Source organism: Roseimicrobium sp. ORNL1 (assembly GCF_011044495.1).
Classification (GTDB): Bacteria; Verrucomicrobiota; Verrucomicrobiia; order Verrucomicrobiales; family Verrucomicrobiaceae; genus Roseimicrobium.
Map to the genome: position 1 here is coordinate 6,872,776 of NZ_CP049143.1, position 25,627 is coordinate 6,898,402.

At 60.1% G+C, this 25,627-nt stretch carries 23 protein-coding genes and 1 other RNA gene; 12 read left to right on the forward strand and 12 right to left on the reverse strand.

Going from position 1 to position 25,627, the window contains the following annotated elements:
• Positions 1-85: 85 nt before the first annotated feature.
• Positions 86-180, reverse strand: an RNA gene (gene ffs / locus G5S37_RS27600) — signal recognition particle sRNA small type.
• Between the two features lie 184 nt (positions 181-364).
• On the opposite strand from ffs, the gene G5S37_RS27605 reads away from it, so the two are divergent.
• The 3 genes from G5S37_RS27605 (at position 365) to G5S37_RS27615 (ending at position 2,673) form a co-directional block, all read left to right on the forward strand.
• The gene (locus G5S37_RS27605; RefSeq protein ID WP_165208757.1) at positions 365-1,459 is read left to right on the forward strand and encodes a hypothetical protein; all 1,095 of its coding nucleotides are present in this window, start codon (positions 365-367) and stop codon (positions 1,457-1,459) included.
• A 51-nt stretch (positions 1,460-1,510) separates the two neighbouring features.
• Positions 1,511-2,308, forward strand: coding sequence for a hypothetical protein (locus G5S37_RS27610; RefSeq protein ID WP_165208759.1), 798 nt, complete (start codon positions 1,511-1,513; stop codon positions 2,306-2,308).
• Between the two features lie 143 nt (positions 2,309-2,451).
• On the forward strand, positions 2,452-2,673 hold the full coding sequence (locus G5S37_RS27615) for a hypothetical protein (protein ID WP_165208761.1): 222 nt from the start codon (positions 2,452-2,454) through the stop codon (positions 2,671-2,673).
• Positions 2,674-2,898: 225 nt separating this feature from the next.
• Here the strand turns inward: G5S37_RS27615 and cysN are convergent, their stop codons facing one another.
• The 3 genes from cysN to G5S37_RS27630 all read right to left on the reverse strand — a co-directional run bounded on the left by cysN (position 2,899) and on the right by G5S37_RS27630 (position 5,892).
• Positions 2,899-4,218: a sulfate adenylyltransferase subunit CysN gene (gene cysN, locus G5S37_RS27620; RefSeq protein ID WP_165208763.1), complete on the reverse strand. Its 1,320-nt coding sequence runs from the start codon at positions 4,216-4,218 to the stop codon at positions 2,899-2,901.
• A gap of 64 nt (positions 4,219-4,282) precedes the next feature.
• Positions 4,283-5,191, reverse strand: coding sequence for a sulfate adenylyltransferase subunit CysD (cysD, locus tag G5S37_RS27625; RefSeq protein ID WP_165208765.1), 909 nt, complete (start codon positions 5,189-5,191; stop codon positions 4,283-4,285).
• 44 nt (positions 5,192-5,235) lie between these two features.
• Positions 5,236-5,892, reverse strand: a complete 657-nt coding sequence (locus G5S37_RS27630) for a phosphoadenosine phosphosulfate reductase family protein (protein ID WP_165208767.1) — start codon at positions 5,890-5,892, stop codon at positions 5,236-5,238.
• A 132-nt stretch (positions 5,893-6,024) separates the two neighbouring features.
• Between G5S37_RS27630 and G5S37_RS27635 the strand changes: the two genes are divergently transcribed.
• Genes G5S37_RS27635 through G5S37_RS27645 form a run of 3 tightly spaced genes read left to right on the forward strand, consistent with a single transcriptional unit; the run spans position 6,025 to position 7,365 of the window.
• Positions 6,025-6,474: a hypothetical protein gene (locus tag G5S37_RS27635; RefSeq protein ID WP_165208769.1), complete on the forward strand. Its 450-nt coding sequence runs from the start codon at positions 6,025-6,027 to the stop codon at positions 6,472-6,474.
• Positions 6,475-6,504: 30 nt separating this feature from the next.
• Entirely contained in the window at positions 6,505-6,807 is a 303-nt protein-coding gene (gene clpS / locus G5S37_RS27640) for an ATP-dependent Clp protease adapter ClpS (protein ID WP_165208771.1), read from the forward strand.
• Between the two features lie 9 nt (positions 6,808-6,816).
• Positions 6,817-7,365, forward strand: coding sequence for a DUF2017 family protein (locus tag G5S37_RS27645; protein WP_165208773.1), 549 nt, complete (start codon positions 6,817-6,819; stop codon positions 7,363-7,365).
• 7 nt (positions 7,366-7,372) lie between these two features.
• Here G5S37_RS27645 and G5S37_RS27650 read toward each other — a convergent pair whose 3' ends face one another.
• Positions 7,373-7,714, reverse strand: a complete 342-nt coding sequence (locus G5S37_RS27650; protein ID WP_165208775.1) for a hypothetical protein — start codon at positions 7,712-7,714, stop codon at positions 7,373-7,375.
• A gap of 251 nt (positions 7,715-7,965) precedes the next feature.
• Here G5S37_RS27650 and G5S37_RS27655 point away from each other — a divergent pair, with 251 nt between their 5' ends.
• On the forward strand, positions 7,966-11,061 hold the full coding sequence (locus G5S37_RS27655; RefSeq protein ID WP_165208777.1) for a PVC-type heme-binding CxxCH protein: 3,096 nt from the start codon (positions 7,966-7,968) through the stop codon (positions 11,059-11,061).
• A gap of 42 nt (positions 11,062-11,103) precedes the next feature.
• A complete protein-coding gene (locus tag G5S37_RS27660) occupies positions 11,104-12,999 on the forward strand; it encodes a GDSL-type esterase/lipase family protein (RefSeq protein WP_165208779.1) in 1,896 nt (631 codons plus the stop codon).
• A gap of 19 nt (positions 13,000-13,018) precedes the next feature.
• On the opposite strand, the gene G5S37_RS27665 is transcribed toward G5S37_RS27660, so the two are convergent.
• Positions 13,019-13,357, reverse strand: a complete 339-nt coding sequence (locus G5S37_RS27665) for a hypothetical protein (RefSeq protein ID WP_165208781.1) — start codon at positions 13,355-13,357, stop codon at positions 13,019-13,021.
• Positions 13,358-13,516: 159 nt separating this feature from the next.
• On the opposite strand from G5S37_RS27665, the gene G5S37_RS27670 reads away from it, so the two are divergent.
• Entirely contained in the window at positions 13,517-14,008 is a 492-nt protein-coding gene (locus G5S37_RS27670) for a hypothetical protein (protein ID WP_165208783.1), read from the forward strand.
• An 85-nt stretch (positions 14,009-14,093) separates the two neighbouring features.
• Here G5S37_RS27670 and G5S37_RS27675 read toward each other — a convergent pair whose 3' ends face one another.
• Together G5S37_RS27675 and G5S37_RS27680 are read right to left on the reverse strand one after the other, a co-directional pair.
• Positions 14,094-14,702, reverse strand: coding sequence for a TlpA disulfide reductase family protein (locus tag G5S37_RS27675; RefSeq protein ID WP_165208785.1), 609 nt, complete (start codon positions 14,700-14,702; stop codon positions 14,094-14,096).
• Between the two features lie 90 nt (positions 14,703-14,792).
• Entirely contained in the window at positions 14,793-15,002 is a 210-nt protein-coding gene (locus tag G5S37_RS27680) for a hypothetical protein (RefSeq protein ID WP_165208787.1), read from the reverse strand.
• A 189-nt stretch (positions 15,003-15,191) separates the two neighbouring features.
• Between G5S37_RS27680 and G5S37_RS27685 the strand changes: the two genes are divergently transcribed.
• A complete protein-coding gene (locus G5S37_RS27685; protein ID WP_165208789.1) occupies positions 15,192-17,894 on the forward strand; it encodes a DEAD/DEAH box helicase in 2,703 nt (900 codons plus the stop codon).
• Positions 17,895-18,232: 338 nt separating this feature from the next.
• Here the strand turns inward: G5S37_RS27685 and G5S37_RS27690 are convergent, their stop codons facing one another.
• Positions 18,233-19,156 (reverse strand): LysR substrate-binding domain-containing protein, encoded by a 924-nt coding sequence (locus G5S37_RS27690; protein WP_165208791.1) that lies wholly within the window; start codon positions 19,154-19,156, stop codon positions 18,233-18,235.
• 148 nt (positions 19,157-19,304) lie between these two features.
• Here G5S37_RS27690 and ilvD point away from each other — a divergent pair, with 148 nt between their 5' ends.
• Entirely contained in the window at positions 19,305-20,999 is a 1,695-nt protein-coding gene (gene ilvD, locus G5S37_RS27695) for a dihydroxy-acid dehydratase (RefSeq protein ID WP_165208793.1), read from the forward strand.
• Between the two features lie 657 nt (positions 21,000-21,656).
• Entirely contained in the window at positions 21,657-22,910 is a 1,254-nt protein-coding gene (locus G5S37_RS27700; protein ID WP_165208795.1) for a hypothetical protein, read from the forward strand.
• A 123-nt stretch (positions 22,911-23,033) separates the two neighbouring features.
• On the opposite strand, the gene G5S37_RS27705 is transcribed toward G5S37_RS27700, so the two are convergent.
• The 3 genes from G5S37_RS27705 to G5S37_RS27715 form a co-directional block, all read right to left on the reverse strand.
• The gene (locus G5S37_RS27705; RefSeq protein ID WP_165208797.1) at positions 23,034-23,765 is read right to left on the reverse strand and encodes a hypothetical protein; all 732 of its coding nucleotides are present in this window, start codon (positions 23,763-23,765) and stop codon (positions 23,034-23,036) included.
• A gap of 91 nt (positions 23,766-23,856) precedes the next feature.
• Positions 23,857-24,837 carry a methionyl-tRNA formyltransferase gene (gene fmt, locus G5S37_RS27710; protein WP_165208799.1) on the reverse strand — a complete coding sequence of 327 codons (981 nt, stop codon included), beginning with the start codon at positions 24,835-24,837 and terminating at the stop codon, positions 23,857-23,859.
• A gap of 85 nt (positions 24,838-24,922) precedes the next feature.
• Entirely contained in the window at positions 24,923-25,579 is a 657-nt protein-coding gene (locus tag G5S37_RS27715) for a nucleoside monophosphate kinase (protein WP_165208801.1), read from the reverse strand.
• Between the last annotated feature and the right edge of the window lie 48 nt (positions 25,580-25,627).

Genomic DNA, 25,627 nt, shown 5'->3' on the forward strand with positions numbered 1-25,627 from the left:
AGCGCCTCGAGCCTTATTACCGGGAAATGTGTTTCAGGGGGCTCCAAGCCACGCAGGCACCTTCCTCACGACCAAGTTTCAAAAAAAATGCCAGGGAGCCGCGGCAAAGAAAGACTGACTGCCGTTGCTGCCTTCCGGCCCTGGCGGGGTTCGCCAGCTCGCTATCCACGGTCCCTGACGTGCTCAGCATGGCACGCAGCGCGTTGATCTCAAACAAGAATTGCCAATCAAAGGCATTAACAGGAAAAAAAGGTTTAGATGGGACTCTCAGGTCGCACTTTTTATGTTGTCTCAGGGGAGGCTTTTGGATAGAAAAGGATCCAATTCACAAATTTCTTTGCTGATTTAACCTGCTGTTCCTCACATGCTCTGGAAAGTTTTGTCCATTTTCTCCGCGATTCTCCTTGCCGCGGGTGCTTACTTTGCGAACCACAACCGGTCCGTTCACGAGCAGGAGCGTGCCATGGGAGAGCGTGCTGAGAAGCACCTCAAGGACACGCAGGCCGTGATCAAGGAAATCGCCGAGGTGAAGACCCAGCGCGATGAGGAACTGAAAACGGCCGAAACCAAGCGTGATCAAATCAAGGGCCAGGTCACGCAGGTGGAAACAGACACCACCGGCAAGGTTGCCGAGGTGGAACTGCTGAAGAAGAGCCACGAGGAAGTCTCCAAGCAGCTCACCCAGCTTGAGGAACAGATCCGCAAGGCGGGCGACATCAAGAAGCTCGTGGCTGACATCGAGGGCCTGAACAAGGAGAAAGACGCCTCCGTCGCCGAAGTCACCAACAAGGACCAGCAGCTCGCGTTCGCGGACGAGAAGATCAAGAAGGTCGCTTCGGAAATCATCAACATGGGTGAGGTGCAAAAGCGCATGCGCGCTGGCGTCATCGCTCCTGACTTCACCGCGCGCGTGGCCGCTCCGTTCAATGAGTTTGGCTTCGTGATTCTCAACAAGGGCAACGTGGGTGGCATGATTGCCAATGCGCTGCTGAACGTGAAGCGCGGCCGGTACGTTGTTGCCCAGCTGAAGGTGCGCGACGTTGAGCAAAGCTCCTCCGTTGCGGACGTTATTCCCGGCACCCTCGCGCAGGGAGAAACGATTCGCCCTGGAGACCTGGTCGTTGCAGCACCGCTGCCTCCTGCTCCCGCTCCTGCTCCCGCAGGTGCTGGCGCCACCACTCCTGGAACTCCTGCCACCCCCGCAGCTCCTGGTGCGCCTAGCGCTGATCCCTTCGGTGCCGCGCCCGCTGCTCCCGCTGGTGGCATGGCTCCCGCCGCTCCTGCTGCTGATCCTTTCGGTGCCGCACCTGGCGGCATGGCCCCTGCCGCTCCGGCAGCTCCTGGTGGCGCAGATCCCTTCGCCCCTGCTCCGGGAGCCGCCCCGGCACCTGCCCCCGCTCCCGCACCTGCCCCGGCGGCTGGCGCTGACCCCTTCGCCCCGACTCCTGGCAAGCAGTAACTTCCCTTTTCCCTTCCTGCGCCGTCTTCCTTCCGTTCATTTCCCGTAGCCATGACCAAAGTCCTTTTCATGCTCAGCGCCGTCGTGATGGTGGTCGCTATTGCCATTTCCTACCAGAACAACCAGTCTCTGGTGGACCTCCGCATCAAGCGCCATACGACCGATGACAGCCTGAAGAGGGAGCGCCAGAACGCCAACAACCTCGCCACGGAGGCGGAAGGCGCCAAGGCCAAGGTCCTGGCAGCCAACATGGAAGCCACCAATGAGGAAGAGCGCCTCACCCTGGCCAAAAACAAGCTGAGAAACGCTGAGGCCGATGCCGAGCGCACCCAAAAGGACGTGGATGCCGCCAACCAGAAGATCGCAGAGTACAAGACTCAAATCGATCAGCTTGGCAAGGACATGCCCGCTGGCTTCGCTCTCGAAAAAGCCCCGGAAATGATGAACAGCATCCGCAAGGAAATTGCTGACAACAAGACCAAGGCTGAGAAGACCCAGGAGCTGATCGATGCCAAGGACGGCGAGCTCAAGAAGGTGCAGGCCCAACTCTCCGACATCGCTGAAAGCATCGAGGTCCGGAAGAAGTCCTTTGACCGCAATTCCCTTTCCGCCACCATCGTGGCTGTGAATAACGATTGGGGCTTCGTGGTCATCGAAGGTGGCGAGAACAAGGGCATCACGGTGGACACCAAGTTGCTTGTGACCCGCGGCAACCAGCCCATCGGCCGCCTGAACATCGTTTCCGTGGACCAGAGCAAGACCTTGGCGAACATCGACCTGAAGTCTGTCCGCAACGGCGTGGCCATCGCCCCTGGCGACCGCGTCATTCTGGAGTCGCTCTACCAGTAAGGTAAGCGAACAGCCGCAGAAGTTCTTTGTACGCCCGGGCCGACCAGCCCGGGCGTTTTTTTGCCCAGACGCCCGACTGAAGAGAACAGAACTGCAGGCCGAGGTGTGCGCCTCTTGCCCTTGCGCGGGAAGACAACCTGAATATGCTGCTGCCACGTATGAAGCGAGTGAATCTGCGCCAGCTCCTGCAAAGCCTTCTCCTGTGTGTTGTGGCCTTGTCTGCGATCAGTTGTACCGTGACGGACGAGCCGAAGAAGAAGAAGCCGGTGCCGCCCTCCGATGGTTCCAGCAGCCTGCCGTGGAACCGCCCGCGCTCCTTTGAAAGCAATGCCGGCATGGGCCGCATGATGCCGCAGTCGCGGTAATTCAGGTACCACGAGAGCAATCACCCCGAGCTTCGGCTGGCTGCACGCTTGCCGAAGCTTGTTTTGTTGCTGTGCTGTACGGCACAGCGCCAAACCAAGTCGCCAGCGAAATGCTGGAGGGCTTCCTGCAGTCCAGGGTACAGTACTGACTGCCACGATCTGCAGACGAAAAAGGCGCGGCAGTTGCCGCGCCTCATCAGCGAAGGAGTGGGAGATGACAATGTCTTAAATCGCGAACTCGTCCGTGCTCTTCGTCGTTTCGTCACCCACGGCGCGGAGGATCATCCCGGCGGCCACAGTATTGTTGGTCTGTTCGTCCACGAGGACGAAGCTGCCGGTGGTGCGGTTCTTCGAATAGGCGTCAAAGAACAACGGCGCGGCGCACTTGATGCGGATGCAGCCGATGTCATTGAGACCAAATTCCTTCACGTCACCCACCTGCTCCATGGTGCTGATGTCCACCTTGTAGTGGAGGTCGGTCACGGTGGCGCGGAGGTCGCGCGTGGTGTGACGCAGGTGGAACCGGGTGCGGGGCTTGAGCTTCTTCTCCGTGAACCAGCAGATCATCGCATCGATGTGCGGGCTGTGCTGCGGAGCCTGGTCCGGCCTCACAATCATGTCGCCACGGCTGATGTCGATCTCATCGGCAAGGGTGATGGAGTAGGAAAGGTCGGGGGTCGTCTCCTCCTTGCGGCCTTCAAAGGTATGAATGCCAGTGATGCGCGAGGTCATGCCGGCGGGAAGGGCGAGCACTTCCTCACCCACCTTGAAGGTGCCGCTGGCCATGCGTCCGGCAAAGCCGCGGAAATCATGGTAGTCATCCGACATGGGGCGGATGACCCACTGCACCGGGAAGCGCGCATCATGCTGCGAGGAACCGGTGCGGACCTGCACGGTCTCCAGATGCTCGAGCAGCGTCTTGCCGCTGTACCACGGGGTGTTGTCCGACTTGTCCACCACGTTGTCCCCGTTCAGTGCGCTGATAGGGATGAGGGTGGCGTCCACTTCATTCGGAAGGCTCTTCCGGAATTCGTTGAAGTCCGCGATGATCTTGTCGAACACCTCCTGGCTGAAATCCACGAGGTCCATCTTGTTCACGGCCAGTACTACCTTCTCAATACGCAGGAGGGAGGCGAGGTAGGAATGGCGGCGGGTCTGCTCCACCACCCCATGACGGGCATCCACCAGGATGATGGCGAGGTCTGCCGTGCTCGCGCCGGTGACCATGTTGCGCGTGTACTGGATGTGGCCCGGCGTGTCCGCGATGATGAACTTGCGCTTCGGCGTGGCGAAGTAGCGGTACGCCACGTCAATCGTGATGCCCTGCTCGCGCTCGGCGCGGAGACCATCGGTCAGCAAGGCGAGGTTCACATGGGCATCGCCACGGCGCTTGGAGGATTCCTCCACGGCGAGAAGCTGGTCCTCGAAGATGCTCTTGGAATCATACAAGAGGCGGCCGATGAGCGTGCTCTTGCCATCATCCACACTGCCGGCGGTGGTGAAACGCAGGAGGCTGGATTCGGTGGGATTGACGAGAAGGTCCATGAAATCAGTAGCGGAGGAAAGGGATGATCAGGGGGCGATACTTGGCGGTTTCAGCAGGAAAGAATCAGAAATAGCCTTCCTTCTTGCGGTCCTCCATGGCGGTCTCACTGCGCTTGTCGTCAGCGCGGGTGCCGCGCTCGGTCTGGCGGGCAGCGGCGACTTCGGCCACCACTTCGTCGATGGTCTTCGCATCGGAAAGCACGGCGCCGGTGCAGGTGGCGTCACCCACGGTGCGGAAGCGGATGGTCATCTCCTTCACCTTGGCCTTCTCCTCCTCCAAAAGTGTCACGAAGCCGGTTTCAGCATCGAGAAGCTGACCGTGGCGCTCGATGATGCGGCGCTGGTGGGTGAAGTAGAGATTCGGGAGGGGAATCTCCTCCTGGCGGATGTACTGCCATACGTCCATCTCCGTCCAGTTGCTCAGGGGGAACACGCGGAAGTGCTCACCGAAATTTTTGCGGCCATTGAAGATGTTCCAGAGCTCAGGACGCTGGTTCTTCGGGTCCCACTGGCCGAATTCATCGCGGTGGGAGAAGAAACGCTCCTTCGCGCGGGCCTTCTCTTCATCACGGCGGCCACCACCGAGGCACGCGTCGAACTGGTGCTCTTCGATGGTGTCCAGCAGGGTCACGGTCTGCAGCTTGTTGCGGCTGGCGTTGTGGCCACGCTCTTCCTGAACACGTCCGTCATCGATGCTCTTCTGCACGGAGCCGACCACCAGTTCCGCGCGCACTTCCTTCACGAACCAGTCGCGGTAGGTCATGGCCTCGGGGAAGTTGTGCCCGGTATCGATGTGCAGCAGCGGAAAGGGAAGCTTGGAAGGGTGGAACGCCTTGCGCGCCAGCCACGCCATCACGATGGAGTCCTTGCCACCGGAGAAAAGCATCGCCGGCTTCGTGAACTGCGCGGCGGTTTCGCGAAGGATGTAGATCGCCTCGCTCTCAAGAAACTGAAGGTGCGTGATGTCGGACATGAAAAGGGAAATTGTCGGTGCTGGGACGGGGTTGGCCGGGGGACTCAGGCCTTGTCGGTGGTGAGCTTCGCGTGCAGGCCGCACTCGTGCTTCTCATCGCCCTTGGCGGGATCGTAATAGGTGCGCTCGTTGGGCAGTTCAAACTCGGCGAGGTAGGCCTCCATCTCCACCGGGGTCCAGTCGAGAATGGGGTTGACCTTCAGGGTCTGGAACTTCGCGTCCCACATCACCGGCTGGAGGGTGGCGGCGCGTTGGGGATTCTGCTCCTTGCGCAGGGCGGTAATCCACACCGCAGGAGCCAGTTCGGTCATGCCGCGCTCAAAGGGCTCCAGCTTCATGATGCGGCTGAAAGATTCCACACGCTCCACCTCGTCCGGCATCGGGGGTTGACCGCCATTCAGCGCCAGCCAGTGGGCGGCGGTCATCTTCGGCAGGTAGGGTTTGATGTTCAGGCTGAGCTGTTTGATGCTCTTATCCGCGAAGACATAGGTCTCGGGGAGATTGGTTCCATGGTCGACCCAGAGCACCGGGATGTCCGCCTGCGCTTGGGTAGCGAGGTGGAGAATAACGGCCTCGTACGGGCGGAAATTCGTGGTCACGACAGCCCGGCCACCACTGCGCTCCACGGCCCAGCGGGTGAGTTCGAGGGGGGAGAAGCCGCGCACGGCGGCGTTGAGTTCGTGTACTTGTTCAGGACTCATGGTGAGGGGTGGAGATGTTAATTCCTAGTTCCCGATGTGGCAAGTAGGATTTAAACTTCCTACGACCGGAACACACCCTCAGGCTCACCGTCCAATCGGCGGCGCTTTGGGTGTTCAGCATCAGACTTTCAGATGAAAACTCCCCTATTTGCTTTCGCGGCTCTCGGCGCGCTGGTCTCGTTGGGTTGGGCGGGCCGCCGCTGGATCGGAAAGACAAACTCTGTGCCCACCATACTCCTGGGTGCGGACACCCACGGACTGCTCATTCGCGAGCTCACGCCCACGGAAGATCACACCCGCGTCGTTCCGTGGCAGGCCGTCCATTCCGTCGCCGCGTACAAGATGGATCAATTCTCGCTGGACATCATCGCGCTCGGATTTCGACTGGCGGACGGCACGAAGTTGGAGTTCGATGAAGAAGTGGAAGGGTGGGCAGACTTGGCCCAAGGTCTGCACTACTATCTTCCCGGATGCATTCCTTTTCACGAATGGTTCAAGCCAGTAGCATTTCCGTCATTCCAGATTAATTTTACAGAGATCTTCAAGCGCGGAAGCGCACCGCAGGTCGAACTTCAACAGTAACCATTTTCAGAGTCGATTCCGTCATCAGCCATGCCCCCTGTCACCACCCCAGAGCGTCGCACCATCGAGCTGCCTCGTGAGGACACGGATACCCAGCTTGACACTCCGTGGAGCGTGGTCATTCACAATGACCCGGTGAATCTGATGAGCTATGTGACCCATGTGATCCGGAAGATCTTCGGCTACCCGGAGAAGGAGGCGCAGCGTCTCATGCTGCAGGTTCACGAGCAGGGCCGCAGCATCGTGTGGACCGGCGCCCGCGAGCGGGCTGAGCATTACGTGAGAGAGCTGCACGGATTCCAGCTTCTCTCCACCATTGAGAAGGCAGACTAGCCAGAAGCCATGCGTCTCACCCTTCAGAAGGAACGTGAATCCTGGCGCCTGAGCGATCTGGATGACTTCCACCTGCACCTGCTGCGGCAGGTGGCGGAGGATGCCACCGTGGCCGACGAGTCGGCGCACAGACGCCTTTTCCCGCCGCCCATCCGCACGACGAAGGATGATGAGGACGATGAGTTTCTGGAAGATTGGAAGAACTTTGTCGCGGACGAGCTGGAAAACCAGTTCGCCGGAGACGTGGGCACTGTGCTCTCCGACCTGGACAACGTGCGCCCTCATCGTAGCACCAAGGAAGGCGCCGAGCCACGCCATCTGCTCGAAGTCCCGCTGGAGCATGCGCGCGCGTGGTTCAGCGCGCTGAATCAGGCGCGCCTGATGCTGGACCATAAATTCAATCTGCATCCAGGAGGTGAAAACGAATTCCGGCTTTTCGTTCCCGAAGAGGAGTCCGGAGGCATCGACATCAAAGATCGCCTGGCTGTCTACATGCGATATGAGTTCTACGCGGCCATCCAGGAATGGCTGGTGCAGCGCGCGATGAAGCTGCCGTGAGGAGCGCCTAGGATTTTAAAGAGCCCACCTGGAACACTCCCTCACCATCCGTCTCCGATTCGGGATAGAGGATGAATCCCTTGGGATACTTTCCGAACAGGTAGTGCTTCAGCGTGATCGGGAACAGGTCGTGCGTCTCGACCATGGGACTGCATCCAGCTTCTCGTGCTTGCTCCATCAGATGAACAACCTTCTTCTCGCGGAGAAATCTTTCACGTAAACGTCTCTCTGCCTGGCGAGCGTCTGCCGCATAGACTTTGCGACCCGTGAAAAAGCCAACGCAGACCGGACCATCATCGCATTCGATGTGGAAGCCGTGTCCATGAAGAATGTTCTGGTAGAATGGCATAACAGATCGTCTGAGCGACAGATGCTGATGACGTCTTTTCGAGCTCGGGCAATGAGGGTGCCACGGAGTGTGATTCACTCAAGGTAATTGGTAGCCAAGGCGCACATCCGAGGCGCTCCGGCTTTCTTTCGCGCCGTGGAGAATTGGCTCGCCGTCGGGGCTTCCATGACAAAAGTACTGAAAGCCGTCATCCCGCGCCCGCACTCGCCGCTTCCTGCACCGTAGCTTTCCCGGCACACTTGCCCTTTCCCATGAAGCATCGCTCCGTGCTCCCCTGTCTTCTGGCTTTTGCCGGACTGTCGAACTCCCTCCTGCCTGCGCAGCAACGGGCGCAAATCCAACTGCAGAGTGACGCGAGGAAAATCGAGTCCAAGACCACCTATGCGAAGGCGTATGGCGAAACGAAAGGTGCGGTCACCGTGGATCCTGCGAAGGATCTGCCACGCTATCCTGCCGTGGAGCCGAAGGACGCCATCGCCACCTTCCAGGTGAAGAAGGGCTTCGGATTGGAGTTTGCCGCACATGAGCCCAACGTGCGCTCTCCCATCGCCATCAGCTTCGATGAACACGGGCGCATGTTTGTGTGCGAGATGATCGACTACTCGGAGATGCGTGATGCGACTCCACACCTCGGTCGCATCTCCATGCTGGAGGACAAGGATGGAGACGGCTTCTTTGAAACGGCAAAGGTATTTGCCGACAACCTTGCGTGGCCCACGGGGCTCATCTGCGCAAATGGCGGTGTGTTTGTGATTGCGACACCGGACATCATCTTCTTCAAGGACACGGATGGTGATGGAAAGTCAGACGTGCGCGACACCATCTACACCGGCTTCGGCACGGGGCTGAAAATTCTCAATGTGCAGGGTATGGCCAACTGTCCGCAGTGGGGTCTCGACAATCGCATCCACGTGCAAGCCGGTGGTGGCAATCGTGGCAAGGTGAAGTGCCTGAAGCGCCCTGAGCTGCCGGAGATGGAACTGGGCGGACGCGACTTCTGGTTTGACCCGCGCACGCTGGAATTCGGCCTTGAAGCAGGCGGCGGACAGTACGGCATGAGTTTCGATGACTGGGGCCGCAAGTACGTGTGCAGCAACAGCGACCACTTGCAGTTCTTCATCTACGACGACCGCTTCGCGAATCGGAATCCGTTCTTCACAATGCCTCCGACCAAGCGTAGCGTGGCCGTGGATGGAGGCGCGGCAGAAGTCTTCCGCATCAGCCCGGACGAGCCGTGGCGCATCATCCGCACACGCTGGCGTGTGGCTGGAGTGGTAAAGGGTGCAGTGGAGGGGGGTGGTCGTGTCAGTGGCTACTTCACCGGGGCAACTGGGACCACGGTCTATCGCGGTGATGCGTATGGGCCGGAATTCGCAAACAACACCTTCTCCGGCGACGCCGGCGGTCAGCTCGTGCATCGCAAGGTTATCTCGCCCGATGGCGTGAGCGTGAAAGGCGCGCGGCCGGCGGATGAGCAAGGTTATGAATTCGCCGCCAGCAAAGACACCTGGGTGCGCACGGTGAACTTCGCCAATGGACCCGATGGTCATCTTTATCTCTGCGACATGTATCGCGAGGTGATTGAGCATCCCTGGAGCATTCCGGACGAGATCAAGAAACACATCGACCTGAACAGCGGTAATGACCGCGGCCGCATCTACCGCATCATCAAGAGTGGAGAGAAGCCAAAGAAGGTCACTCCTCTGGCAGACGCATCCTTGCAGCAGCTGGTCAATACGCTGGAGAGCCCCAATGGATGGCATCGTGACTGTGCCGCACGCTTGATCTATGAGCGCAACGAGAAAGGCGCCGTGCCCTTGCTCGATGGCCTGATCAGGAAGACCTCCAATCCCCTCGCAAAGCTGCACGCACTCGGCTGCCTCGATGGCTTCAATGCGCTGACGGACGAACATCTCATCATCGCGCTCAAGGACGCCAATGAGCACGTGCGCGCCCGTGCGGTGATGCTGGCTGCGATTCGGACAGATGGGAAGGCTCCCTCCCCTGCCCTGTGGAAGGAACTGGAGACGCTGGAGAAGGATCCCTCGCCGCGTGTGCGCCTGCATCTCGCCTTTTTGATAGGCGCCATGAGCGATGGTTCCAAACAAGGTGGAGCAAATCCGTATACTGCCGCTCTCGCACTCGCCGAGGCTTCGGCAGATGATGAATACATCACCTCAGCCATCCTGGCCGCACCACCTCAGCGTGCGTTGCGCCTGCTGGAGAATGTCATCGGCTCGAAGTCCGCACCACTGCAGTCGAAATTTGCCGGGGATCTCATTCTCATCATCGGCAGCGCTGGTGAGCCCGATGCGAATCGTTATGTGCTGAAGCTTCTGTCGTCCACGGACCTGCCCGCGACCTCACGCAACTCGTGGATTAGCGCCTATACGCAAGGCTTGAAGCGTGCCGGCACGACACTCGAGAAGGTCGACAAGGAAGGCAAGCTCGCGGCAGTGTTCACCAGTGCAGCCACCGTGGCGGCCAATGCTGCGGCCGGCGAACCCGCGCGGCTGGATGCCATCGCCTTCATGGAGTCAGCTCCATTCGCGAAAGCCCGGGAAGCGCTCACTCCTTGCCTTGCCTCCGGGCAGCCGGAAGCGGTGCAAGCTGCGGCGATAAAGACGCTCGCCACCTGGTCCGCGGATGAGGCGACGAAGGCCATCATCGACCAGTGGTCCGCCTATGCCCCGAAAGCGCGTGAAGCCGCCCTGGCAGCCCTCATTGCACGGCCTGCCCGCATCAGCGCTCTCCTTACTGCGATGCAGGCCGATGGCGAGAAGAGCATCAAGCCCGCCGATCTGAGCGCCGCCCAAGTGCAAGCCCTGCTGAAGATGGAGGACCAGTCCATCGCCAAGTCCGCACGTGAAGTGCTGGCCAGCGTGATCCCGCCTTCTCGTGAATCAGTCATCGCCAAGTTCCAACCAGCACTCACCTCCAAGGGCGATGCAGCCAAGGGGCAGATGATCTACATGCAGCGCTGCTTTACCTGCCACCGCGCAGCAGATCAGGGCCTGGAGGTTGGGCCAGATCTCATCACCGTGAAAACGAAGGGACGTGATGCCCTGCTCACCGCCATTCTGGATCCGCACAAGGAAGTCGCGCCGCAATACATCGCCTATCTGGTGAACACCAAAGATGGCCAGACGCTGAGCGGCATCATCACCCAGGACGAGGCTGCGAGCATGACCATCAAGATGATGGGTGGCGCGCAGCTCAACATCCCGCGCAGCAACATCAAGGGCTCGTCCTCTTCCTCACAGAGCCTGATGCCCGAGGGTCTCGAAACCGGCATGACCACGCAAGAGATGGCAGACCTGCTCGATTTCATCGAGGGACTCAAGTAAACCATCCGTACAGGGAACATCCCCGCGGCAGCGCATGAACCTATGAAGCGAAATCCCTTTGCGACTTTTGCGTCTTTTTGCGGCTATCTCCTCACCTGCATCTTCGCTGTTGACGCTGCAGCACAGGAAACGATTCGCATCATCACCCTGGGTGATTCCATCACCAAGGCGGTACGGCCCGGGGTGACGGCAGAGCAGAGCTTCGCCGCTCTGGTGCAAATGCAGCTCCGCGCACAGGGCGTGAATGTCGAGGTGCAGAACGTGGGCATCGGCGGCGAGCGGACCGACCAAGCCCTGCTTCGATTGGACAAAGCCGTCATTTCGCAGAAGCCGCATCTCGCGACCATCATGTACGGCACGAACGATGGATGGGTGGACAAGGGGAAGACGGAGAGTCGCCTTCCGCTCGACAAGTACGAGGCAAACCTGCGCGAACTGGTAGCACGCCTGAAGGCTGCGAACATCCAACCCGTGCTCATGACGGAACCGATGTTCGGCGAGAAAAATCAGAAGAACGGCGTGGATGAAGATGGGAACGTGCGGCTGGCCCAATACATGGAGCTGTGCCGCAAGGTGGCGCGCGAGACCGAGACACCACTGGTGGATCACTTCGGTCACTGGGGATTCATGGCGACGAAGCTCAAGCAGGTGCTGCAGGACTGGACCACGGATGGCTGTCACCCGAATCCACTCGGACAGGAGATTCTGGCGCAGCGCATCACCCAGGTGCTGCTGCCGCTGACCCAACGCCTCGCCGAAGAGCACCAGGCGTGGCAGAGTGATGTGCCTTATCGCGTAAAGGTGGATGTGCTCACACAGGGCTACGACGGCAAAATGTGCTGGGTGCACCCGCGTGCCGGGATCATCCCGGGCAATCCGAACTCCGTGGTCTTCACCATGCAGCGATTGCTCCTCACGGGCAGCGATGTCTTCTACGCACTGAACGACATGCGCTCCGATGACCTCGGCAAGACATGGACCGCGCCGAAAGAGCATCTCGCCGAGCTTGGGCGTCGCAATGAGGAAAATGGCATCGTGGTGGCCACCTGTGACTTCTGGCCCAAGTGGCATGCGAAGTCCGGCAAGCTACTGGGCATCGGCCACACGGTGCGCTACGAAAACAACAAGGTCATGCACCAGCGCAAGCGTGAAACCAGCTTCTCCGTGTACGACGATAAGAGCCGCACATGGACGCCATGGGCCATGCTGGACATGCCTGCTGAGGACAAGTTCTACAACAGCGGAGCAGGCTGCGTGCAGCGTGTGGATCTTGAGAACGGTGACATCCTGCTGCCCATCTACTTCCAAGCCAAAGGTGACAAGTACTACCGCGTCACGGTGCTTCGTTGTTCCTTCGATGGCAAGACGTTGAAGTATGTGAGCCAGAGCAATGAACTCACGCTGGAATCTGGACGCGGTGTGTATGAACCCTCCCTCACGCGGTGGAAGGGAAAATATTACCTCACCCTTCGCAATGACACCGCCGGCTATGTGAGCATGAGCGAGGATGGCCAGACCTTTGGTCCCATCAAGAAATGGACCTGGGAAGATGGCAGCGAACTCGGCACTTACAACACGCAAGCCCATTGGGTGAATCACGATGACGCGCTCTACCTCGTGTACACCCGTCGTGGCGCGTACAATGACCACATCATGCGCAATCGCGCCCCGCTCTTCATGGCACAGGTGGATACAGACAAGCTGGTGGTGCGCCGCGATACCGAGCGCATCATCCTGCCCGAGAATGGCTCACGCTTTGGCAACTTCGGCATCACCGAGGTGAATGAGAATGAGACCTGGGTGACCGATTCCGACTGGATGCAAACCCACGGCCCGAACTACATCATCCCCAAGTCCAACGCCTATGGCGCGGATGACCGGATCTATGCGGCACGCATCCTGTGGGCGAAGCCGAATGCGGGGTGGGATAAGCGATAGAGTCCGTGGAGTGACGGCTTCAAAGCTGCTTAAGAAAATCTCTCCAGCCCAAAGTGGTCAGTGCCAGATAGAGGGCGTAGATCCCCCAGATCAGGCAGGCTCGCGGGAGGACCCTTATCGCAAAAAACAGAACAAAAAAGGTTAGATGAACCGCATAGGCAAAAATCAGCAGCGTCTCGCTGAACTCCCGGACTGGAATCGAATGCAGGATACCCGCGGGATAGAGCAAAAGAGCCAGAAGCAGTTCCTGCAACGTCGACCACTTCTCCGGACGTGTGAGGTAGATGGCACCAACCAGCATGCCGAAAAAGATGGGCGGACAAGCCCAGAAGGAAACGAATCGGGACGATGGAACCATGATACAAGGCCAGAACTCAGGGCTGAAACAAGACCTCTCGGATGGATGTTTGCAAGAGCAAGAGACATCACGCCTGTTTCCCTTTGTCCCTTTCCGTCACGTTTTCCCCACGATCTTGAAAAGACAGGCGGAAAATCTGCGTCTATCCTCCCTCTCCACATGAAATCCATCACTCTGCTTACCACCGCCATCGTCCTCGCCATGGGCCTGACCGCCCGCGCTGAGACCACCGTTACCCTGACTGGCCTGCACAACTGCTGCGGCTCCTGCGAAAAGGGCATCACCAAGGCGCTTACGAGCGTCAAAGACGTCACCGCTGTCGTCGAAGACGACAAGGCCACCATCACCGCCAAGACCAAGTCTGGCGCCGACAAGGCCGTCGAAGCCCTCCTCGCCGCTGGCTACTACGGCGTGGGCGCTCCCGAGCAGAAGATCGCTGACAAGAAGGTGAAGTCCGCCACCGTGAGCGGCACCCACCTCTGCTGTGGCAAGTGCGTGACCGGCATCGCCAATGCCATCAAGGAAGTTCCCGGCGCCACCGGTCACACCGCCACCAAGGGAGCGAAGACCTTCACCGTGGAAGGTGACTTCAACGTGAAGGATCTCCTCACCGCGCTGAACAGGGCCGGCTACCACGGCGAAATCAAGTAAGCGACGAGCGCTGAAATCTTCTTCTAGAAGCCTCCACTGGAAACGGTGGAGGCTTTTTCTTTCCGGATGGATACAGCAAAGCGACTCACCCCTCGCCCAGCAATGCCTTGATCTTCTCCTCCATCAGCTTCGCGTCATCGCTGCCCTTCTCGTACCGACCGCCTTCGTGGATGTGGCGTATCACACCCTGCCTATCAATGAGGAAGCTCACACTGGTCCAGGGACGGTCACCGGTCTCGAGCCACCACTGCTTCAACGTGGTCCACTCGCGATCAATCGCCACGGGGAACTGGAAACCCAGACGTTGGGCATGCGCCGCCACGTCTGAATCCTTGAGCGGTGTGCGACTCTTGTGGTGGTACACACCCACGATCACGAGCCCCTTGTCGGCATACTCCTTGTGAAATTCATTCAGCACCGGGGCGGTGGCCGCACAGTGGGGACATTCAGGAGCAGTCCACCAGCGCACCAGCACCACCTTGCCACGCAGGTCGGCGAGCTTCAGCGGTTTGGAGTTCAGCCATCCATCCAGACGCCACTCCGGAGCGCGCGTGCCGATGAGATCGCCCGAACCACCTTTGGCGGGTGGCGGCATGCCTGAGAGTGTAGTGCTCACGGTCACGGCAAGAACACACGCGCCCACCGCAGCAGCCAGCACGGCGGGGAATGATGTACGACGACGGATGGATGGCATGATCTAGCGCTGCTGTTAATCCTTGCATGAGGATACGCCTCACCGGGTGAGCATGCACTAGGCAATGTGCTCCCTCGCATGCATGCAATGCTACTCACGCCGTGCGGGATCCGAGTTGCCAGAGACCTCGCCGTTGTGGTCCATGGTCTTGTCGCTGCTGCTTCCCGTGGAATATCCTGACGTTGGCATCTCTTCCCGCGTACGCGGCGGCTCAGCTGGCTTACAAGCGCTCAGCAGGACCATCGTAGCGCAGAGTACACCGGTCATGATGCCGGATTCCACGATTTCAAAAAGCCTCATGATGCGTCGTGCGGAGGGGGTTCAAATCCGCATTCCTTCCTTTAAGGAGATCGCCCTCCCGACGAGGGATGCGTGTCTTTGCGTGCCCAAGAACACCTTGCCAAGCCCGTGCAGAACACCCGAAACCTTCAAGTCACTCGCCCTTATCGCTTTTCACTTCACGCTTTTCACTTAAAGAACCTGTCCCCCATGGATTTCGCAACAGTCTGGCAGCATCTGCATTCGAAAGAATGGATGTGGACCTTCGGCCGCAATGCGGTGGAAGGCACCCAGCTTGCGAAGGCCGGCCGCGTGCGGGTGCGGAATGCTGAGCTGGTCGATGGCCGCGACCTGGAGATTACTGCGCACGTCACGGATACACGGCTCACGCTGTATGAGACCACGGTGACGCTACGCTGGCAGGAGCAGAAGCGAGTCACCATCCTGAGTCGTTGCCTGTGCCCCGCAGGCACGCTTTGCAAACATGCCGCGGCGCTCGTGGCGCACGCGAGTGACAGGCAGCATCAGCCCGAGATCGAGGAGCGCGTGACGAAGCCACCCCCGCCTCCTCCGCCTGAGCCGAAGGCCGCCGACGCACCGGCCGCGAAGCCGGTCCGTGTTGAACAACACGCCAAAGCCGCGCCAAAGCCGCTGCTGCTGCTGCGTCGTATCGACGCATCTTTGCCAGGCAAGGATGCAAAGTCCGCGAAGCCACTGCGCCTCCCTGTGGCAGACCCGATGGTGATCTATCCCGGCTGTCCGGACAGGCTCTCCATCCTGGTGCGCTCACCGGAGCATGTGTGGCACACGGCAGATGACGTGAAGCACCGCATGCCGCGTGACCTGGATGCAGAGCGAGCTCTCCTGCGTGAGATCATGTTCCTGGGCCTGCTCCCCTTCATGGAGGCGCACCCGGGCGTGCTCACGAGCGCGCCGTTGAACCACCTCGCGGTCCTTCAGGGTCATGAGCTGGAATTTTGGAAGACCTTCCGCCAGAAGGATGCGCCGCAGTTGGAGAAGTGTGGCTGGCGCATCGAGGCCTCAAATGACTTCGGCTTCGATGTGATCCCGTTGCAGGATCATCACTGGGTCACCGAGCTCAGCACCGAGGGCGCGCAGGGCATGATCTACTCGCTGGAGATGGGCGTGGAGATTGAGGGGCGTCGCGTGTCGCTGATCCCCATTCTCGCAGAGGCGGTGCAGCAGGGGCTCACCGTGCAGGAGGTGACAGAAAGTCCGGATGCGCCCTTCCTCTTCGTGGTGCCGGAGCTGGGCGAGCGACTCATTTCCCTGCCGGGCCATCGTCTGCTGCCCATCCTCACCATCCTGCATGAACTCTTCACGCCCGGGGCGAAGAAGAAGGGTAAACTCATGGTGGATCGCCTGCGTGCAGCACAACTCGGCATGCAGCAGGGCATGGCGCTGCAGATGCCCAAGGAGCTCAGCGCGCTGGGAGAAAAGCTCGCGTCCTTCACCGAGCTACCCCAGGTGGAGCTGCCTTCGGGACTACGCGCTACGCTGCGCCCGTATCAGCAGGAGGGCCTCCGCTGGCTGCAATTCCTCCGCGAGTACGGCCTGCATGGCATCCTTGCCGATGACATGGGTCTGGGGAAGACCGTGCAGACCATCTCGCATCTCTGCACGGAGGTGGAGTCCGGCCGCGCAGACCGGCCCAGCCTCATCCTCGCACCCACGAGTGTGCTGCGGAACTGGGCGTCTGAGATCAAGAAATTCGCGCCTGCGTTGCGCGTGATGATTCTGCATGGAGAGAATCGTCGCGAACGCTTCCCGTACATCCGCCAGCAGCATGTGGTCATCACCTCCTATCCATTGCTGATACGAGACATTGAGAAGCTGCAAACCTACGAATGGCATGTAGCCGTGCTGGATGAGGCGCACGGCATCAAGAACGCAAGGGCGAAGGCCGCCCAGGCCGCACGTTCGCTGAATGCGAGGCATCGTCTCTGCCTCACAGGCACGCCGATGGAGAACCACCTCGGGGAGCTGTGGAGTCTCTTCCACTTCCTCATGCCCGGCTTCCTCGGTGAGCAGGATGCCTTCCGCGCTTTCTTCCGGAATCCGATTGAAAAGAAGCAATGCGCCAATGCGCAGCAGCGCCTCTCCGCGCGTCTGCAGCCGGTCATGCTGCGCCGTACGAAGGACGCCGTGGCCAAGGACCTGCCACCCAAGACGGAAATCCTCAACACCATCGAGCTCGACAAGACGCAGGCGGATCTCTACGAGACCATCCGCGCCGCCGTGCACAAGACGGTGAAGGAAGCCATCGACGCCCAGGGAGTGGAGCGCAGCCATCTCATCGTACTGGATGCCCTGCTGAAACTTCGCCAGGTCTGCTGCCACCCGCATCTGCTGAAGACGGAGAGCGCGAAGAAGGTTGAGACCTCTGCCAAGACGGAGTTCCTCATGGAGGAGTTGCTGCCCGAGCTGCTGGAGGAAGGCCGACGCATCCTTATCTTCTCCCAGTTCACACAGATGCTGGAACTGCTGGAGCAGCAGTTCGTGGAAAAGGGACTGCGCTTTGTGAAGCTCACCGGCAGCACCGCGGATCGAGAGAAGCCCGTGCGCGAGTTTCAAGAGGGCAAGGTGCCGCTCTTCCTCATTTCGCTGAAGGCCGGTGGTGTTGGCTTGAACCTCACCACGGCAGACACGGTGATTCATTATGATCCGTGGTGGAATCCCGCTGCCGAAGCGCAAGCCACAGACCGCGCGCATCGTATCGGGCAGACGCGACCGGTGTTCGTGCACAAGCTCATCTGTCAGGGCACGATTGAAGAGCGCATTGTGGAGATGCAACGGCGGAAGAGTGCGCTGATCACCGGCTTGCTCACGGGCAGCACAGAGTCCTTGAAGCTCACGCATGAGGATATCAAGGAGCTGTTGTCGCCGCTGTGATGAGGTAGAGGGGTCGGTATGAATAACGAAGATAAATGCTTTGGCAATCGCCCCTTAAAAGCCTAGCGGTTCCATTTCCCACCTCATGTCTCGCGCACAACAAGCTGATCAAGTTACTCTCTACGTCTACGCCTTCTGTGCCGTGTTGGTCATCATCGGCATGATTGTCCATGGTTATGCCTGGGCCCGGAAGAGCACTCCCGAACCTCAGCGGAAGCAAAGCAAGAAGGTGTTTTTACTGCTTCTTGCTGGGTTGGCGCTTATGTCGTGGACGAGTCTCAGTATAATCCTGGGCATCAATTGAGACCGCTGCACGTGTCACATGGATGCCGTCACTATCAGCATCCATCCGCAGTCAGCAAATCCAGGAACTCCCGCATCGCGCCGCTCATCCTGCCGGGGCCGTGGGCAAAGACATGAGTGATTTCGGGTAATTCCTTCAGCGGCAAAGCGGACACTGCTTTGCCCATCAAGTGTGCCAAGCTCTCCGGCAGCAAGGCCACACCGGAACCTGCGGCCACCATCACGGCCACGGCTTGAGCACGCGGTGACTCCAGCACAATGCGCGGTCGGAAGCCTGCCTCGCGACACAAGCTGTGCACATGCGTGGCAAAGGCGGGTGCTGCTCCGGCGCTCACGGCGATGAAGGACTCACGCGCGAGGTCTGCGAGGGCGATGTGGTATTTCTTTTGCGCGACATGCTTCGCGTTCGTCTTCACCTTCGCCAATGGATGTCCAGCTGGCAGGAAGCACAGCAGCGGCTCCTTCCGCCACGGGACGAACTTTACCCCGGCGGGATGGTCTTCTGGCATCAAGCCCACGAAGCCACCGTCGAGTCGACCTTCAGTGATAGCTTGAAGCTGCTCAGCAGGTGGGCTGTCATGCAGCATCACCTGCACCTGCGCATGGGCGGCGCGGAACTTGCGAAAGGTCTCCACCAGTTCCGCACTGAGCACGGCACTCACGAAGCCCAGACGCAGGCGTGCAGTCTCACCACGCGCGGCACGGCGCACGGCTTCCCCTGCGCGGGAGAGCTGTGGGAGGATGCCGCGCGTTTCTTCATAAAAGAGGCCTCCGGCAGTTGTGAGGGAAACCCCATGCTGGTCTCGCTCGAAGAGGCGCACGCCCATCTTCTCCTCCAGCACACGGATGTGCCGTGAGAGGGGCGGCTGGGCTAGATGCAAGCGACGTGCCGCGCGGGTGAACGACAGCTCCTCCGCCACGGCGGTGAAGCACTCCAGTTCGCGCAGGGTGTAGTCCATACCAGAATGGTATCACGAACGGACAAAAGTGGTAGTTTTGAGATGGTCTGGCTAGGAGCAGTATGAGGTGCTCTTCCCACCCGACTGATCCGACAGGCCAGAGGCCTATCGCCCACTGTCAGGCCGGAGGCCTAACCTCCTACTCACCATGCTCAGCGACATCATCAAGTCCGGCCCGCGCCGGGCACCCCACCGTTCCCTGCTTCGTGCCACGGGTGCGATTCAATCCGAAGAGGATTGGAACAAGCCCTTCATCGCGATAGCAAACTCCTTCGTGCAAATCATCCCCGGCCATGCGCATCTGGATGTGGTGGGGCGGAAGGTGCGCGAGGCGGTGCGCGCCGCAGGTGGCGTGCCGTTTGAGTTCAACACCATCGGCGTGGATGACGGCATCGCCATGGGCCACACGGGCATGAAGTACTCCCTGGCCTCTCGCGAGATCATCGCGGACAGCGTGGAGACCATGCTGCGTGCCCACTGCTTCGATGGCGTGGTGTGCATTCCGAACTGCGACAAGATCACGCCCGGTATGATGATGGCCGTGGCGCGTGTGGATATTCCAGCGGTATTCGTCTCCGGAGGCCCTATGCAGACCGGTCGCGATCCGGTGACGGGCCGTGCGCTGGATCTCTCCTCCGTGTTCGAGGCGGTGGGCGCGCATGCGGCACAACGCATCAGCGAGAGCCAGCTCAACGACATTGAGCGGAATGCATGCCCCACATGCGGCTCGTGCTCCGGCATGTTCACCGCAAACTCCATGAACTGCCTGTGCGAGGCTCTCGGGCTCGCGCTTCCGGGGAATGGCTCCATCCTCGCCACCGACCCGGCACGGGATTACCTCTTTGCCGAAGCCGGACGCGCGATCGTGGAACTCGTGCGGCGTGACCTGCGCCCCTCACACATCCTCACACGTGAGGCGTTTGAAAATGCACTCACGCTGGACATGGCCATGGGCGGCTCATCGAACACCGTGCTGCACACCCTGGCCATCGCCCGCGAAGCCGGAGTGCCGCTGAGCATGCAGGACTTCAATGAAGTGAGCGACCGCATTCCGCACCTGTGCAAGGTCGCGCCCAGCGGCATCCACTACATGTCGGACATCCATCGCGCCGGCGGCGTGTCTGCCATCCTGAAGACACTCTGCGAAAAACCAGGCGCGATTCATGAAGAGTGTCTCACCGTCACCGGGAAGACGCTTGGGGAAAATATCTCCCATGCGCAGGTGCAGGATGCGGAAGTGATTCGTCCGCTCGACCGCGCATACTCCGAGCGTGGTGGTCTGGCCATCCTCTTTGGCAATCTCGCTCCGAATGGCTCCGTGGTGAAGGCCGCCGGCGTCGCGCCCTCCATGATGCAGTTCCGCGGGCCAGCCGTGATTTTTGAATCGCAGGAGTCCGCCACCACCGGCATCCTCACCGGCCAGGTGAAGGCCGGAGATGTGGTCATCATTCGCTACGAGGGCCCCAAGGGTGGTCCCGGCATGCAGGAGATGCTTTCCCCCACTGCCTCCATCGCCGGTCGCGGTCTTGGCGAATCCGTGGCGCTCATCACGGATGGCCGTTTCTCCGGCGCCACGCGTGGTGGCTCGATCGGCCACGTGTCTCCGGAAGCGGCTGCTGGTGGACCCATCGCACTGGTACAGCCGGGCGACCTCATTGAAATCGATATCCCCGCGCGCAAGCTCACGCTGTGTGTAGATGATGCGGAGCTTACGAAACGGAAAGCTACCTGGGAGCAATCACCCCCGATGGGAATGCAAAAGATGAAGGACGTCCCACGCGGGTATCTGCATCGTTATGCGAAGCTGGTGGGCAGTGCGGATGTGGGAGCGATGCTGGTATAGTATGGTATAAGATAGTGTGATGTCATTGGCACCGCATTCAGCATGGGGTTTGAGAGAGCGCTGACGGATTGCTGCAACATTCCACATGGCCAGGTTTTACTAAACCTTTAGCCGCCAAACTAAAAAATCGATCTCTGCTGATATCATTCTCAGGGAATTTAAGAGCTCGTCCGCTCACAGCAGCAGCGATTTCCCATGGTCGGCACACGCCCTTTTTGACCTGTGTGCCGACACCCAAGGACATCCTCCGCCCGCCGGTGCGACCGGTCAAACCTTACCGGCGGGCGAGAGGACTCTCCTTCTCCGGTGGTTGGCCGCGAGTGGTCGTGCGAAGTGACCGATGCCTGATACCACTGCTTTTTCTGCCGGGTCAGCGGGAACCTTTCCCGCAATGACCACTCCACGCGAGTCGAAGGTCTCTTGCGTCGGCTGATGATCGCGTGTCCGACCGCACGATCTCCATGCCATACCTTATATCATTCGACAGAATGCCATTGCAGTTGTTATGCAACATGTCGACTATTGGATTTTGTCGTTAAAATCATTGAGGATATCAAATCGGTCCAATGTTGCCCGCTGTGGGAGGCCTCCTCGAGAGAGTTAACGCCTCGCCTGAATGGGCATTCGTCCGGTTAGGCACGTTCCCCACATCCGCTCATGATACAACCTGCTCGCCAATCCCGCTCCTTCTCCCTGCCATCGTTGCTCCTTGCGTTGCCAGCCATGCTGGCCCTGCAGCCACTTCAGGCCGGAAGCCCCACGACGTTGGAGAAGAACCCGCCTGTCACCTTCGCGGCACCGACCTATCCGTGGTCGTTTTCGGCAGGTGTCACTGTGCGGAGCATCGATGCGGACTTTCACCTCTCCGCCCCTGCGTTGAACTTGCGGGGATTGGGATTGCCGCGAGGGGCTGGCGACATCGGACTGTTTTCGGGAGGCGCCACCAGACGCTATGACAATGGGAGCGTGGGACCGGATGCCAGTGCCGCATTGTTGCCTGGGGCAGGCCTGCGCAGCGGACTCGGCCTCACGCAAGGAGGCAACAGTTACAGCGAGGGCAGGAGCGCTTTCACCAGCCTACCACTCAGCACCTTTGATTTCTACTCCCACTCGTATTCCTATTCCAGCTCGCTGCAATCGACCAGCGTGGACGTGAGCGACAGCGACGTAGGCGTGGGCCCCTATCTGGAATTCAGCAGGCGCCTGGTCGATAGCCCCTCCCTCATCGTGGATGCGTTCGTGGGCTGGAGTTACGTGGAGACCAGCCACTCCTCCGGTCAGCGCACCGTGGCCAGACAATCCGTCTTCCAGCGCGACGTGCGGCACACGTACTCCTATGAAGGCATCGATTTCTCCAACCCCGCCTTTGGTGGGATAACCCCTCCTGGCTTCCCCAATGCCAGCGGGATGGTGATCTATGATGCGCAGCTTTATAACTCGCTGACTCCTTTTCCCATAGGCATCCGCGGCCCTCGCCAGACGGACAGGGTCACGAACAGGCTCTATGCCAGCTACTACGCCGTCACCGGCGGCTCCCTGGATGTGCATCTCAATGAAATCCCCTTCGGTGTGAAAGTAGGCCGGAGATTCGGCGACCTGACCGTTCTCGCGGAACTCGGCGGACTGTTGGCTGTCATCGACTACGATCTGAGCGCTGAGAGCCGGTGGTACCGCTCCAGCGGCTCGTTGGTTTCTCGCCAGTCCTGGCAGGATAGCGATGCCGATGTGAAGATGGGAGTTTTCACCGGGCTGACGCTCCAGTACGACCTCAGCAAGGATGGCCGCTGGTTCGCCGAAGCTCACGGTACCTACCGCTGGGTGGATACCGCGCATGCCTCCGCCGGCCCGGTCCGCGTGAAAATTGACGTGTCCTCCTGGGAAGGCGGTCTTGGCTTGGGCTACAGGTTTTAGTGGGCTTTCGTCCTATCCGCTGAAGTAGCGTGTTTGCATTCGGTTGATGGGTCGGAAAACCATCCACCGCTCGGCGATGGCAAACCACAGCTCAACCACCGCAACCTTCTTCGCCTTCACCACTCACTTCTTCTGCCAGAACCAGCGGCTCTTCTTCTCGGCAGGAGCCGCTGGAGGAGCCGTGGGTTGCCTCTGGGGCTGACCACCCTGGGGAGGAGGATTGAATTGGGGCTGCACGCTGATGCCGCCGTTGGAATTCATACGCATCCCGGGGGCGGCGGATTCGATCTGCGGTGCCTGGCCGGGTTGTTGTGGGACATCGTTGCGCGTGCCGTCCTTGGGGGGCAGAGCCGGCATGTTGGTGAAGTTAATCTTGGCCACGCTCATGTTCGGTGCATTCACCTTGTAGTCGAAGGCCTGCGGCGGCATGGCACGACCACTCTTGTCGTACTGGCGGATGACACGGCGGAAGATTTCATTCTTGGTGTTCACACACCGTTCCTCCACCACGCGGCCGAGGTCATCGAAATAGAAGATGACACGCGCGATGAGCCCCCCCCGGCCATCATAGATGGCGCCCTGAGTGGGGTCGCCGTTTTGATTGAGCAAGAAAACCTTTTCCGCAATGACGACACCGCGTGAGTCGAAGATTTTTTCCGTCTGCTGACGCTTAACAGGGTCCTTGGTGGACTCGGTCTTGGTGTCGTCAGGATGGAGCACCGTCCGCGCATTCACACTCGGGCCGGTAATGCGCTGGGCATGAGCGGAAGTGAAGGCCAGGAGGGCGACGCCGGGGACGACCATCGCGAACAGGGTGGTCAGCGAGACAAGGCGGCGTGGACGAAGGGTAGTCATTTCCCGTAGAGGGTACTGGAAAGGGCTGGAAACGGCAAGGGGGATGGAGGCGGTAGAAACCAGATGTGGGAAGAAGCTCCGCACGGCTGCACTATCCCAACACCATCCCTACCTCCACGGCGCTGCCTTGGAGGAAATCACGGGCACTCATGCGCTTGCGGCCTTCGAGCTGCACCTCGGTGAGATCCAGCACGCCCTGACCACACGAGACAAGGAGTTGGGTATCAGCGCGAAGGATAGTGCCGGGCGTGGGACATGCCTCTGCGTCTGGGACCACCGTGGCCTGATGCACCTTGAGCTGGAGGGCAGGAACGGCAGGAGCAGCTTCGGCATTCTCCGGGCCGCTACGAGCCGGGACCAGGCAATAGGTCCCCGGCCACGGATTGTACGCGCGGATGAGCAGTTCGAGCTCCTTCGCAGGCTGGGACCAATCCAGCTTGCCATGCGCACGCTCCAACTTTCGCGAGTGCGTGGAGAGGGCGTCGTCTTGCTTGATGCGCGGCGCAGTGCCTTCTTCCACCATGCTCAGGGCACGTAGCAGGCCCTCTGGAGCGAGGGCAGCCAGTTTGTCATGCAGCACGCCACCGGTATCCGTGGGTTCGATGGTGATGGGGACAGGCAGGAGGATATCGCCCGTGTCGAGACCTTCATCCATCCACATGATGGTGACGCCCGTCTCCGCATCGCCCTCGCGAATGGCCGCCTGGATGGGCGAGGCTCCGCGATGTCGCGGGAGCAGGGACGCGTGGACATTCAAACACCCCAGGCGCGGGATTTCCAAAACCGTGCGCGGCAGAATCTGCCCGTAAGCAATGACCACGAAGACATCCGCTCGCAGCTCCTTCAGTTTTTCCACCTCGTTCCGGATGCGCTCCGGCTGCAGCACAGGCACGCCGGCCGCGAGCGCGCGCACCTTCACCTCGGGTGGGGTGAGCACCTGCTTGCGGCCCACCGGTTTGTCCGGCTGGGTGATGACGGCTACAACCTCGTGGTCATGCCCGTTCTTGGAAAGCAAGGCCTCCAGCGAGGGCAGGCCGATGTCGCCCGTGCCGAGAAATGCGATGCGCAGCATGTGGAGTCCTGCCGTGGGGAAGAGAGCGGGTAGCGGATGAAGTCGATGATCGAAACGTGAGCGAAGTGCGACGCGGTAGAATGCTCTACACGCGCACCTTCTCGCGTTCCTTCCACACGTCGAGCTGCATGATGCGGGAGAGCACATCCAGCACCACCTTCGCAGGCGGCTGGCTGGCATCGACTTCCGCCACCATATTGCGTCCGGTGTACTTGCCGCTGCTGTAGTAGTCGAGAATGGGCTTGCTCTCCTCCTCGTAGGTGCGGATGCGCTTGGCGATGACTTCCTCGTTGGCGTCATCGAAGCGGTTCTCCTTCAGCGCGCGCTTGCGGAGACGGCGGGTGAGCTCGGAGCGGTCCGGGCAGCTCAGGTGGAAGACCTGCACCACGTCAATATCCTGCTCCATGAACTTCGCCTGCTCCACGTTGCGCGGGATGCCGTCCAGCACCAGGAAGTCGATATCCGGCTTGAAATTGTGCGTGGTGACACGGTCGTGAATGTTTGCGCGCCAGAGCTTCACAGTGGTCTCATCCGGCACGAGCTGGCCGCGGCTGGAGAAGGCCACAAACTCCTGGCCCAGCGAGGTGCGGGTATCCAGCGAGCGGAAGACGTCGCCGCAGGCCATGTGATGGAAACGCGGGATGGTGCCGAGCACCTTCCCCTGCGTGCCCTTTCCACTGCCGGGCGCGCCGAACATGAGGAATGTGCGGAAACGTTCGAAAGGCTTGGGGTTGGCGGACATGTGAGTGTGACGCAATCGTAGCTCAACCTGCCCAGCCCACAAGCGGCG

Excerpts from the sequence above, each read along its gene's own strand:
- G5S37_RS27680 (WP_165208787.1), bottom strand. The coding sequence starts at position 15,002 with ATGAGGCTTTTTGAAATCGTGGAATCCGGCATCATGACCGGTGTACTC.
- G5S37_RS27605 (WP_165208757.1), top strand. The coding sequence starts at position 365 with ATGCTCTGGAAAGTTTTGTCCATTTTCTCCGCGATTCTCCTTGCCGCG.
- G5S37_RS27660 (WP_165208779.1), top strand. The coding sequence starts at position 11,104 with ATGAAGCGAAATCCCTTTGCGACTTTTGCGTCTTTTTGCGGCTATCTC.
- clpS (WP_165208771.1), top strand. The coding sequence starts at position 6,505 with ATGCCCCCTGTCACCACCCCAGAGCGTCGCACCATCGAGCTGCCTCGT.
- G5S37_RS27630 (WP_165208767.1), bottom strand. The coding sequence starts at position 5,892 with ATGAGTCCTGAACAAGTACACGAACTCAACGCCGCCGTGCGCGGCTTC.
- G5S37_RS27615 (WP_165208761.1), top strand. The coding sequence starts at position 2,452 with ATGCTGCTGCCACGTATGAAGCGAGTGAATCTGCGCCAGCTCCTGCAA.
- G5S37_RS27705 (WP_165208797.1), bottom strand. The coding sequence starts at position 23,765 with ATGACTACCCTTCGTCCACGCCGCCTTGTCTCGCTGACCACCCTGTTC.
- G5S37_RS27645 (WP_165208773.1), top strand. The coding sequence starts at position 6,817 with ATGCGTCTCACCCTTCAGAAGGAACGTGAATCCTGGCGCCTGAGCGAT.
- G5S37_RS27715 (WP_165208801.1), bottom strand. The coding sequence starts at position 25,579 with ATGTCCGCCAACCCCAAGCCTTTCGAACGTTTCCGCACATTCCTCATG.
- G5S37_RS27675 (WP_165208785.1), bottom strand. The coding sequence starts at position 14,702 with ATGCCATCCATCCGTCGTCGTACATCATTCCCCGCCGTGCTGGCTGCT.
- fmt (WP_165208799.1), bottom strand. The coding sequence starts at position 24,837 with ATGCTGCGCATCGCATTTCTCGGCACGGGCGACATCGGCCTGCCCTCG.
- G5S37_RS27700 (WP_165208795.1), top strand. The coding sequence starts at position 21,657 with ATGATACAACCTGCTCGCCAATCCCGCTCCTTCTCCCTGCCATCGTTG.
- G5S37_RS27635 (WP_165208769.1), top strand. The coding sequence starts at position 6,025 with ATGAAAACTCCCCTATTTGCTTTCGCGGCTCTCGGCGCGCTGGTCTCG.
- G5S37_RS27610 (WP_165208759.1), top strand. The coding sequence starts at position 1,511 with ATGACCAAAGTCCTTTTCATGCTCAGCGCCGTCGTGATGGTGGTCGCT.
- G5S37_RS27665 (WP_165208781.1), bottom strand. The coding sequence starts at position 13,357 with ATGGTTCCATCGTCCCGATTCGTTTCCTTCTGGGCTTGTCCGCCCATC.
- G5S37_RS27650 (WP_165208775.1), bottom strand. The coding sequence starts at position 7,714 with ATGCCATTCTACCAGAACATTCTTCATGGACACGGCTTCCACATCGAA.
- G5S37_RS27655 (WP_165208777.1), top strand. The coding sequence starts at position 7,966 with ATGAAGCATCGCTCCGTGCTCCCCTGTCTTCTGGCTTTTGCCGGACTG.
- G5S37_RS27685 (WP_165208789.1), top strand. The coding sequence starts at position 15,192 with ATGGATTTCGCAACAGTCTGGCAGCATCTGCATTCGAAAGAATGGATG.
- G5S37_RS27670 (WP_165208783.1), top strand. The coding sequence starts at position 13,517 with ATGAAATCCATCACTCTGCTTACCACCGCCATCGTCCTCGCCATGGGC.
- ilvD (WP_165208793.1), top strand. The coding sequence starts at position 19,305 with ATGCTCAGCGACATCATCAAGTCCGGCCCGCGCCGGGCACCCCACCGT.
- cysN (WP_165208763.1), bottom strand. The coding sequence starts at position 4,218 with ATGGACCTTCTCGTCAATCCCACCGAATCCAGCCTCCTGCGTTTCACC.
- G5S37_RS27690 (WP_165208791.1), bottom strand. The coding sequence starts at position 19,156 with ATGGACTACACCCTGCGCGAACTGGAGTGCTTCACCGCCGTGGCGGAG.
- cysD (WP_165208765.1), bottom strand. The coding sequence starts at position 5,191 with ATGTCCGACATCACGCACCTTCAGTTTCTTGAGAGCGAGGCGATCTAC.